General features: G+C 44.5%; 7 protein-coding genes and 5 tRNA genes. 1 reads left to right on the top strand and 11 read right to left on the bottom strand.

Features of this window, described 5'->3' with window-relative positions:
- Position 1 precedes the first annotated feature (1 nt).
- The gene (locus tag AC060N_RS18330) at positions 2-664 is read left to right on the top strand and encodes an O-methyltransferase (RefSeq protein ID WP_479524991.1); all 663 of its coding nucleotides are present in this window, start codon (positions 2-4) and stop codon (positions 662-664) included.
- A 25-nt stretch (positions 665-689) separates the two neighbouring features.
- On the opposite strand, the gene AC060N_RS18335 is transcribed toward AC060N_RS18330, so the two are convergent.
- The 11 genes from AC060N_RS18335 to AC060N_RS18385 all read right to left on the bottom strand — a co-directional run bounded on the left by AC060N_RS18335 (position 690) and on the right by AC060N_RS18385 (position 11,697).
- The gene (locus tag AC060N_RS18335) at positions 690-2,291 is read right to left on the bottom strand and encodes a hypothetical protein (protein ID WP_479524992.1); all 1,602 of its coding nucleotides are present in this window, start codon (positions 2,289-2,291) and stop codon (positions 690-692) included.
- 31 nt (positions 2,292-2,322) lie between these two features.
- On the bottom strand, positions 2,323-3,174 hold the full coding sequence (locus tag AC060N_RS18340; RefSeq protein WP_479524993.1) for a hypothetical protein: 852 nt from the start codon (positions 3,172-3,174) through the stop codon (positions 2,323-2,325).
- Positions 3,175-3,321: 147 nt separating this feature from the next.
- Entirely contained in the window at positions 3,322-5,232 is a 1,911-nt protein-coding gene (locus AC060N_RS18345; protein ID WP_479524994.1) for a hypothetical protein, read from the bottom strand.
- Between the two features lie 42 nt (positions 5,233-5,274).
- Entirely contained in the window at positions 5,275-6,117 is an 843-nt protein-coding gene (locus AC060N_RS18350) for a hypothetical protein (RefSeq protein WP_479524995.1), read from the bottom strand.
- Between the two features lie 893 nt (positions 6,118-7,010).
- Positions 7,011-7,086, bottom strand: a tRNA-Gly gene (locus tag AC060N_RS18355).
- Positions 7,087-7,131: 45 nt separating this feature from the next.
- Positions 7,132-7,217, bottom strand: a tRNA-Leu gene (locus AC060N_RS18360).
- Positions 7,218-7,226: 9 nt separating this feature from the next.
- Positions 7,227-7,299, bottom strand: a tRNA-Gly gene (locus AC060N_RS18365).
- A gap of 89 nt (positions 7,300-7,388) precedes the next feature.
- A tRNA-Gly gene (locus AC060N_RS18370) sits at positions 7,389-7,461 on the bottom strand.
- Positions 7,462-7,553: 92 nt separating this feature from the next.
- A tRNA-Gly gene (locus AC060N_RS18375) sits at positions 7,554-7,626 on the bottom strand.
- Between the two features lie 124 nt (positions 7,627-7,750).
- Positions 7,751-10,330, bottom strand: coding sequence for a DNA mismatch repair protein MutS (gene mutS / locus AC060N_RS18380; RefSeq protein ID WP_479524996.1), 2,580 nt, complete (start codon positions 10,328-10,330; stop codon positions 7,751-7,753).
- Positions 10,331-10,512: 182 nt separating this feature from the next.
- A complete protein-coding gene (locus AC060N_RS18385; RefSeq protein WP_479524997.1) occupies positions 10,513-11,697 on the bottom strand; it encodes an Lnb N-terminal periplasmic domain-containing protein in 1,185 nt (394 codons plus the stop codon).
- Positions 11,698-11,702 lie beyond the last annotated feature (5 nt).

The raw sequence follows: 11,702 nt of genomic DNA on the forward strand, positions 1-11,702 counted from the left end.
TATGCATCTTTCAATCGATCTCGAAAACTACATTCTGGAGCACATTGAAGAAGAAGATCCGGTTTTGGCTCAGCTAAACCGTGACACGCATGCGAAACAACTATATGCCCGAATGTGCTCCGGCCATTTGCAAGGTTCCATTTTAACGCTACTTAGCAAATTAGTTCAGCCGAAGCGAATTCTCGAACTGGGTACTTTTACCGGCTATTCGGCGCTCTGTCTGGCCAAAGGATTGCAGTCTGACGGAGTACTACACACGATCGAAATCAATGATGAATTGGAAGATTTTGCCGCACATTATATCGAACTGGCCGGAATGCGGGAACGGATAGTTCAACACATCGGAGATGCATCTGCCATATTGCCCACGTTGAAAGAATCGTTTGACCTCATCTTTATGGATGCGGACAAACGTTCGTACCCGGAACACTACGAAATGGTTATTCCGCTGCTGCGTGAAGGCGGCATTCTCATCGCCGACAATACGCTTTGGGATGAGAAAGTAATCGATGAAGAAGTATCGGACGAACAAACAGCCGGAATTCTCCAATTCAATGATTTGGTAAAAAACGATTCACGGGTGGAAACTTACCTTTTTCCCGTTAGGGATGGTCTGACCGTTTTACGCAAAAAAGGCACCGGCTTGCATTCCGATGCCCTTTGAGCGTAGTTAACTTGTGTGTATTTAATTATTGGGGTAAGGCAGGACAAACAACTGCATGGACAATGACGTAAATGTTTCCGCCATTAAATCCATCCAGTGTAGTATTCCATGTATTTTCAGTAAGACCTTCGTCGACAACAGTATATTTCCCCGGCGACAACGTATAAACAATATCACCATTGTTCTTTTCATAATGCGGAATCCGTGGATCGGGCTCATCTCCTGCATCTCCTTCAGCAACCCATACATGCACTTGTGTCAAATCGAAACCAGAGGAAATATTCATTGATATCGAAACAGAGGAACCGTCGTAAGTTACTGTTGTAGTTCCCGCATTAACGCCATTTTCCGGATGGCACTCAGGAGGATCTTCATTCTGTCCTCCTCCAGCTCCGGCCAGCATCGTAAACTCATATGCCGTGGCACTTGGCTCAAGCGGGCCATTGGTCCATCCCCAGCGGTTTGTCGGAATCAGGTAACTAAAATCGAAGAAACAGTCGCTGTAATTCTCATTATAAGCAAATGCAGTTTCGCACCCGCCAACCGATACATTCGGGTCTTCCAGGCAATTCAAATATTCCAAATGAACAAACCGTGGATTGCTAACCGTCGGATCCGGAGCAGAATCAACTTTGACTGTAATCCCGCGAACTTCATCAATCAATATCGGATCGCCAACGTAGGAATTCAGTCCCAGGTATTCGAGAATGATCGATTGAGGAATGGTTATCGTAAACACATCTGAATAGATCACTTCACCGCTGACTAATTCACCAAAAGCAGGTCGTATCTCTAACGTCAGACCATCGGTCATCTCAATTGCCGGCGCATATAACGGGAAGCAGACCGGGTAAATGCCTGTAATCGCATTGTTCTCGACCGTGTAGTTGGGACCAATATCCCAATAAGCATTACCCGAGTTCACATCAGAAGGCACCCATGCAGCAAGGTAGGATGGATAAACCTGATGGTAGTTTTCCCGATCATTTTCATTGATACAGTTAATGAACACACATATTTCATCGCCCTGTACAATGTTATAGTCAAACCACTCGAAGCCAAATGCCGGAGCTACCTGCTGATTAAAGCAGAGCAAATCGATATTAATCCGGTTCTTTTCATATTTGCCAACCGTGAACTCAGACGGAAGCGATTCGGAAACGTAGTCCATGAAGGCCGAGTTATTCTCCGGGGTAGCCATCACCATCTCCGTGTTTTCCACTGTCCAGTCACCGTTTTGATCGATTTTCTGAACAAGCGCAAAACGCTCAATTGAGTAGGTTGCATCGGCATTTAATTGAACCAGTTCCGAAGCAACACCTCCACCCACCGGATCAAAAGCCAGAAAGTAAGTTTTATCAAAGGCATTGGGCCCCGTTAAACGGACCATTAACCGATAGTTGGCAGCGGCGTCTTCTCCAAGTAAGACATCACCGCAATCCAGCTCAGCCAAGATAGCATCCAAATCCAGGCTCCCATTTTTCAGGGTAGGACCCGATTTTTCTGCAAAAAAAGTGATATCAACTTTCGGTGTGCTGTTTTCTGTGTCTTCGGTTCTCGAACAGGCCCCTACAACAGTCAGTAGCACGATAGTTGAAAGCAAGCCATATATCCATCTATTTTTCATAAGAATCTCTCCTCTTTATAGCTTTGGTTCGTTATGGTACCACCGGACAGGGAATCTCATACAAGTAATAACCTTGTCCATCCAGAAACTGGTTAACATCTTCAGCAGCTATCTTAAATTCAGCTAAAAGGTTTTGTTCACTATCAAAAATGTGAACATAAACCCCATACGTCTTTGCCCCACTCCACAAAGGGAAACACATACCTCCAGTATACTGGTCACTGACCGATGCATACAAACTCCCTTCTTCACCCGTTTCTAAAACGGTGTAAAACGAAGCCTTGTATGTAACAGGCTCATTGCACTGCGATATATACATACATAGTTCATCGCCAAGTACAACGTTATAATCAGTCCAGGTAAACCCAAAGTTCGGCGCCGCAGCTGGTTCAAAACAAAGCACTTCCATGAGCAACCGATTTTTCTTATACAACTCCACTGTAAATTCAAAATTGAGCTGAGTACTTACATAATCGGCAAAAGGTGAACCTTCCACAGGAGTAGCCATTATTGTATTATCATCTCCTTGAAGCACCTCGAATTTTGTGACCACGTATTTCCCGGGGAGTAAGGTAATCAGATCGGAGGCAACTCCATCACCGACTGGGTGCAGCAACAGTATTTTATCCTGCATGCCTTCAACCTGTTGACCTTCCTTAGTTGAAATGGAAATTTTAATTGCATCAGCTGTCGCCAACTGACAATCGTCAAGATAATAGGGCTCATCTGCTGCCGCTTTCAGGACCGAACCTCCTTTGGCAACCCCAATCTCCAACTGGGTGGAATAATCACGGGTTCCCCAATTGAACAGATCGTTACAGGAGAGTGCTGCAAACGTAAAGAACAGAATTGCGACTGCCTTGAAAATATGTATTGTTTTCATAAGCGTAAATTTTCAGGTTCGTTCATCGATTTCGTTTCTTCCCTAATGGGAAGCTTATTGCCTTTGAACCTGATGTTTGTTCGAAAGCAGGCAATCATTTTAAAGGGAATAACACCCTGCACCAAGCAGGATGTTATTCTTTTCTCCCTATTCAGGCTGAGCAGGACGATTCAAAATGAATGGCGAAGCCAAATCTCCGTACAGGTATGTGAAGGCAGGTACAGGAGTATAAGTTACCCCTTGTGTAAATGATACCGGTAGTGGAGTACCATTCCAGGTCCAACTCCAACTTTCAAGGCCTGTAGCACCTCCATCTCCGGTAATTATCGTGGCATTGTCTTCATAGACCATAGAACCGAATACGCTATACATATTGTCCTCAGTAGCCAATTTGGTTACGGTTCCCGTAGCAATATCAATTTCGTGTACATAGGCCGAAGAGCTATTTTTACTGAAACTCCACAAGGTTCCGGCATCGGTAGCTATTAAATCACCTCCAGAGAAATCTATGATAGTAGGATCCGGGTAACTAAACTCCTTGTAGTTTTCTAATTTATATGTTTCACCATTCGGTTCAAGCACATAGAGGCCTAAGACGTTATTGTTCATGTCTGCTGCAAAGAGGGTACCATCCATGAAAACCAATTGCGTAATCTTATCTGGGTTTACTTCCTGATATACATCAAATGTTTTATGACTCATCGAATACAGGTCGTATACCAGAATTTTATCACTATGTTCCGAATCAACAATATACAGCTGACGACGGTTGGGTGCAACGGCGATATGCGGATCTGTCATTGTGGGGTCAGTCTGTGTAAGGTCAAGGATTTTGGTCATATCAACCTCTCCGGGATTCGGATAGTCAAACCGCAAGGCATAAATTTCATGGGCGCCATTATCATCATTGTGCGACTCGAAATAGGCAGGCTTATGGCAGTCTGTCAGCATGATGTGGATGTATCTCGGATTGTCGGCCCCGGAACCTTCCACATTTTCGACCTTGACCGTGACTCCAGCTCCACCTGGTACTCCATCATTCGGTTCCTCGGGGAGCGGTATGAGGCCTAAGTATTGCTCTATTATTTCCAAAGGTATGTGAACCAGAACATCATCCCCGTAAATCAATTCTGCAGCTGAATTTTTTCCAAATACGGGCTTCAACTGAAGAATCACGCCGTGGTCCATGTCTTCCAGTACATCGTACAGCGGGAAACACATCGGCTCAACACTTCCAACAACCTCGCTACCGTCCCCAACTTCCGTTGGTACCAACTCATAATTCGGGCCAACCTCCCAATATGGAGCGTCACCTGCCGGAACAACCTCTTCTCCATCCAGTGTTGTCTTCCAGGCATAAATATCTGAGGCAAATACCTGATGGTAATATATCCGATCATATTCATTGATACAGTTAACGAAAACACAGATTTCATCACCTCTTACAATGTTGTAGTCGAACCAATAGAAACCGAAGGCCGGTGCCAATTGCTGGTTAAAACAGAGTACGTCGAGTAAAACCCGGGTCTTATCATAGTCTCCAACGGTAAATGGTTCAGGAAGAGGTTTTGTCACAAAATCGTTAAAAGAAGAACCAATCATGGGAGTTGCTAAGCGAGGTATAAAATCGTTTTCACCTCCGTTTCCAACCTGGAATAGAGTCAGATAATAGTTCCCAGGTGCCAACTGTACCAAGTCTGATGCGACTCCTTCTCCAACTCCAGTATAGCCCAGGTAATAATCATCGCCCGGGATGTCTCCTTCTTCTATGTCTTTAGGAAAATCCCCTCCGTTCAAGAATGTATTGTAGTCTGCTTCAGTTGCAATCTTTACATGAATTGTTCCATAATCGTCAAAATGACATTTTAGCGCTGCTAACATTTCGTCATATGGGAGATTAGCTCCCTTCAGCATGGGCTTGGTCAAATTGGCCTGAAAGACCAAATCGACTTTTTGGGGTTCGTCAATGCTCATATCATCCTTCTTATTACAGGAAGAAAATAGCATCGCAAAAGGCACTGCTATTAGCAGTATTCGGAAGAGTAAATTTTTTCTCATTTCGGTAGAATTTAAGTTTCACATAAAACATGGGTTTTTATATCACGAATCACATCCAATTTCGAGATGTACGTAGTCAATCTCACCGTTCACATATTTGTCGATTTCCGCTTTTGTTATCGGAATAATCAGGACCGTATTCTCCTCCCCAACCGGTTGTACCTGAAGAATAATTCCATTGGTATAATCAGTGGGCAAGGCAATGAAAACGGGCTCAGGTTGCCCCTGAGAATTCAGGTTATCTCCCGTCGACAATACATCTACCGGATTCTGTTCAGCATCCGCCGTGTAAGCCCTAAATTCATAGGAAAGCACTTCGTGGAAATTTTCACGATTTTCGGTGTTACACCGGTTAATAAAAAGGTAGAAACCGGAAGCCTCCGCTGCTTGAGAAACCTCCCCGGAGCCGCTTTCGGTCTGCGTTTCCAGGTAAGAAAGACCCAGGCAATTCACATTTAAAATGGTATTCCCTCCGGCTGAAGTCCGGAATGTGCAGTTTTTTGTGCTATTAATGGGGTAAGTGACTGCGAAGTGAGGTGCAGAAATCAATTGTACTTTTTCCAGTCGGTGAACAGTAAACTTGGTCAATCGGTAATCTGCCGGAGGAATGGGGATCGAACGGGAAATGTAGCGTCCATCCTGGAAAGTCATGGAAAGAGGATAGTTCAGTGCAGTAACGACTCCGTCGGACCGAACCAGCGTAATCTCGGCATCAAAATCGGCTTTGGGAGGATAAACCTCGAGACTATTGAACGCATCTTCCAGGGCTACCTGAATGTACAGCCCGTTCTCCAGCTTCAGCAGGTCTTCTTCCTGGTTACTGCAGGAAACCCCGGCCAATACAAGCACAAGAACTATAATGAGGCCAGTTAGTTTATTTTTCATAATGTTAAAATTACAGATGTACTACCTAATTATCAGAGCGTAAAATACCTCCCCGACAAGAGCTATTACTTATAGGTATCGCATAGCTATCCTTGTCAGGAAATTATCCTTTTAATCAAACAGAAGAAATAAACACTGAAGAGTTCAGTCTGGAAGTGAAAGGGGGAGAGACTGTCAACCAATCGATTAACAGCAAAAGAACTGCTGTCATACAACCCTTAATTACATAATTAGACTGGCTTCAGGATTAACATAATAGGTTTTAGTTTTTGTTCTACATAGGTGCAATCGTTTTCAACTTACTGTGGTTAGGGCAGAAAGCCTAGAGAACGCTACATTCCCGGGTTAACGGAAATTGATGCACTTTCAATAATTCTACTTTTAAAGGTGCAGCCAAAGGCAGTCGAACTGCCTTTCACTGAAATAAATTGCGGACTACACCTCTGAGCTTCGTGCCATCATTATTCAGTTCATGACGGCAAAGGAGTTTTTCATTCAAGGCTAATAAAAATCCTTGGTAAGAACAGGTTACTTAGTTTTCAATCCTAAATGGATACATAAATTTAAGGCATTCAGAAAGTAAACACAAGACATTGTCTAAAAAATAAACAAAATGAAAGACTATATTATCTTATTTTTCAATCACTTAACTAAATAGTAATTACTAGAAATACAACACAGTAACTTGCGGCTATTTAAGGATATAATCGCTGATAATTATAGTATTTCTATCATAAATTAATATTATGAAATATTAATTCGCCTAAAACACACTAGCCAAACACTTAATTTTCATATAATTAATCAGAAATACATCTGCAAAGAATAGTAAAAAAGAGTTCCCGAAACCGGCGCGGAGAGAAAATAAAAAAGCCCCCGAAGATTCGGAGGCCTGGAGCGGGAAACGAGACTCGAACTCGCGACCCTAACCTTGGCAAGGTTATGCTCTACCAACTGAGCTATTCCCGCAGAAGAACGGAGCCATTAAGAATAATTGCTCCGTTGCCCTAAACGTACCCAGAGCGGGACTTGAACCCGCACGGCCATTACTGGCCATTGGATTTTAAGTCCAACGTGTCTACCTATTCCACCATCTGGGCATCCTTTTGAGCGGGAAACGAGACTCGAACTCGCGACCCTAACCTTGGCAAGGTTATGCTCTACCAACTGAGCTATTCCCGCATTTAAGGATTTCTGACAAGAGCAACATAAAGATCTACTCTTTTAGTTTTTCCTGTCAACAATATAAAATGAACATTTTTGCAAAACTGAGCGGGAAACGAGACTCGAACTCGCGACCCTAACCTTGGCAAGGTTATGCTCTACCAACTGAGCTATTCCCGCATTTTAAAGGTTTATGACAAGAGCAACATAAAAATTTTACTCTTTTTAGTCTTTCCTGTCACCAATATAAAATGAACGTTTTTACAAAACTGAGCGGGAAACGAGACTCGAACTCGCGACCCTAACCTTGGCAAGGTTATGCTCTACCAACTGAGCTATTCCCGCATGTGCTTCCGCTTAAATCCTGCGATAGCGGACGCAAATATAAAAACATTTTTCCGTTCGCTGAAAAATCAAATTGATTTTATGACCGATTTTTCGTTAAACAGCCGCCGTTCACCATTAAAATTTACTGACCGGCAATTTTTTTAATTTCATTCAGCTTGTTCAGTGCTTCCACCGGAGTCAGGTTATTGATGTCGAGATTGGCAATCTCATCCCGGATTTGCTTCAACACCGGATCGTCTAACTGAAAGAAACTGAGCTGCAAACCTTCCCGGTTCTCTGCAATTTCTCCTACCGGTTTGGCCGGATACTCCTGTCGGTTGTTTTCTTCCAGCTGCTTCAAAATATCATCGGCGCGTTTCACCACACTGGGCGGCATCCCGGCCATACGGGCCACGTGAATACCAAAGCTGTGATTGCTTCCTCCCCGAATCAGCTTCCGCAAGAAAATGACTTTATTCCCAACTTCCTTGACCGTTACGTTGAAATTCCGAACACGGTTGAACGACTTCTCCATCTCATTTAACTCGTGGTAATGAGTTGCAAAAAGAGTCTTCGCCCGGGCTTTGGGATGTTCATGGATATATTCCACAATCGACCAGGCAATGGAAATTCCGTCATAGGTGCTGGTTCCACGCCCTAATTCATCGAGCAAAATCAGGCTGCGCTCCGACAGGTTATTCAGGATGCTGGCCGCCTCGTTCATCTCGACCATAAATGTCGATTCACCGAGCGAAATATTGTCGGAGGCACCAACCCGTGTAAAGATTTTGTCGACAAAACCAATTTTTGCGGCTTCCGCCGGAACAAAACTTCCCATCTGGGCCATCAACACAATCAATGCAGTTTGCCGCAATAAAGCCGATTTACCGGCCATGTTTGGTCCGGTAATAATGATGACCTGCTGCTCGTCGTTATCGAGATAAACGTCATTGGCAATGTACGATTCTCCTATCGGGAGTTGTTGCTCAATCACCGGATGACGCCCTTCTTTAATATCAATTACCGATGAGTTATTCACCTCCGGCCGTTTGTAATTGTTTTCTTCCGCGATGGTCCCAAACGAAAGAAGACAATCAATACGGGCCAGAATCACCGCATTGAGCTGAATAGCCTGAATGTAATCGGAAATCGAGAAAACCAGGTCAGAAAAGAGTTTCGATTCCAGCTCGAGAATTCGTTCTTCTGCTCCCAGAATCTTCGTTTCGTACTCTTTCAGTTCCTCTGTAATATAGCGTTCTGCACTGACCAGCGTTTGCTTCCGAATCCACTCGGGCGGAACTTTATCTTTGTGCGTATTCCGTACCTCGATATAGTACCCGAATACGTTGTTGAAACCTATTTTTAGTGAAGAAATTCCGGTTCGCTCAACTTCGCGGTCGACAATTTTTTTGAGGTAATCTTTTCCTGAAAAAGCGATTCGCCGCAATTCATCCAGCTCTTCCGAAACGCCGTCGGCAAACACTCGTCCTTTTCCGACCTGCGTGGGTGGTTCAGGAACCAATTCCTTTTCAATCCTTTCTTTAACAGAAGAACACGGATTCAACTGCTCGGCATATCGATGCAAACTCTCATTGCCCGATTGTTCGCAGTCGTTTTTGATCGGCTCAATCGCGGCCAGCGAATTCTTCAACTGAACAACTTCCCGCGGATTGATACGCCCCGTCGCCACCTTCGAGATGATGCGTTCCAGGTCGCCAATTTGCCGGAGTGATTCTTCCAGCTCTTCTTTCAATCCCGGATGAGAAACAAAATGCTCCACAACATCCAGCCGTTCATTAATTCGCTTTTGCTCTTTCAGCGGAAGCGCCACCCAACGTTTGAGCAAACGCGCTCCCATGGGCGAGATGGTCCGGTCGATAACTTCCACCAGTGTTTTTGCACCTTCGTTAATCGCTGAAAAGAGCTCCAGGTTACGAATGGTAAAACGGTCGAGCCAAACATAGCGTTCTTCCTCAATTCGCGAAAGCCCGGTGATATGTTTGAGTTGATTGTGTTGCGTTAAATCGAGGTATTGTAAAATCGCCCCTGAAGCGATGACGCCCAGCTGCAATCCATGCACTCCGTAACCTTTCAATGTTTTGGTTTCGAAATGGCGTGTCAATCGGTCAAAGGCAGCATCTTCGGTGTAAACCCAATCGTCGAGGGTGTAGGTATAAAATTTATGGCCAAACGTTTCCCGGAAAAGTTTTTCTTTTCCTTTCTGAAATAGCACTTCCTTGGGCTGGAAACTGTTCAGCAACTTGTCAATGTATTCGAAGTTTCCTTCGGCTGTCATGAACTCGCCGGTCGAAATATCTAGGAACGCCACACCTGCCATCTGCTTTTCGATGTGCAGCGAAGCCAGGAAATTGTTTTCGCGGTGTTCCAGTATGTTGTCATTAATGGAAACACCCGGTGTCACCAACTCGGTAATTCCGCGCTTGACAATCTTCTTGGTGGTTTTCGGGTCTTCGAGCTGCTCGCAAATGGCCACGCGCTGTCCGGCTCTGACTAACTTCGGCAGGTAGGTGTCGAGCGCGTGGTACGGAAATCCGGCCAGTTCCACATAACTTGCCGAACCATTGGCCCGGCGGGTCAAGGTTATTCCCAGAATTTCAGCCGCTTTAATGGCATCCTCTCCGAAAGTCTCGTAAAAGTCGCCCACACGAAACAGCAATACAGCGTCGGGATGTTTCGACTTGACGCTGTAATATTGCTTCATCAGCGGGGTTTCGACATATTTTTTTGTGCTTTTTGCCAAGGGGGATCAGGTTTTATCAATCTGCGAAAACAAATATAGGAACAATCCAACGGTCGGAAAAGTGTCTTATTTCTCCGTAACCGGAAGTTTTTAACAAGCAGTCTGCGTCCGTTGTTTTGCCTACTTAAATAATATTGTCGACTCTATTTATTTTTTCGTAAGCGGATATCCTCCAATACATGTTTCCCCGAACGCAGTAACAATATCAGCGAAAGCGGAATAACCAACCAATGGAAAGTTTGTGGCAACAGCGGCATGCTTACCAGGAATAAAACCAATAAACCAGCCGTAAACCAATGATAACCTTTCAGTTTGTTCCGTAGTGGTTTTATCAGCCAAACAAAGGCAAACAAGAAATGTGTTGGCAAGGCCCAGATGAGATTCAGGTTCCAGCCCGTTGCCGGATGAGTGGAAACGAATGTCAGGAAGGCCAATACCAAACCAGCAACTCCAAACATTAGATAAATGATAAAGTCGAGCCAAATGCCGGCCTTCTTTTTCCGGTACTGCCAAACGGTTATTACCAGAACAAGAACGAAAAGAGCCAGAATTACATTGACCGGGGACCAAAGTTCCGCCTTGAATTTCTTTGGAGGAGCTTCATAGATAGTTGTTCGCGGGAGACACAGTGGAACATCAACCGAATCCCGGGGAACTTTCGCCTCTCCAAAGTCTTTCGAGACATAATCGGGCAGAAACATCTTCTGGTAATAGGTGATATTCTTATCGGCAGGAACGCCCAACGCCAGTTTGATTCCCAGCCCCGACCAGGTATTTCCGGGTACATACCGATCGAGTAGATTGCGGAAAGTGACTGGCTTTTCCTTCTCTTTGGCCCAGATAATTTTGTTATTCAACACTTCTTCTACCCTGTCGCGTATGCGTGTTGCGCAGTTATCGAAAAAGAAATTGTAGCGGTAAACACGATTTTCAGGCTTGGCATTTTTTACCAGCAAATCGAACAAATGCTGCCTTTCATCCGGTGTCAAATTAATCTCCTGCTCGTACACACTTCGTTTATAATAAATGTACTCCTGCATAAAATCGGAAAAATACTGCACCGCCAACATGTAATCGGTTTCGCCTTTGGCAAAACGATAGACGAAATTGGGCGCATCGAAGCTGAAGACGCCGTAGTTGAACACCAGATCGATTTTCTTGCCCGGATCGTGTACCCGCAAGGCTGTATGCCCAAAATAGGAATAGATTTCATTTCCGGGTTCGCAGGTCAACAGTGAAATACGGGCTGTCGGAGACAACTGACTAGCGCGCGATGCCTGAAAAAACAACGTGAACAGCAACAGGAGAAGCAAAAACTTTCGATTCATAACGC

The organism is Prolixibacter sp. DSM 2831, assembly GCF_056493735.1.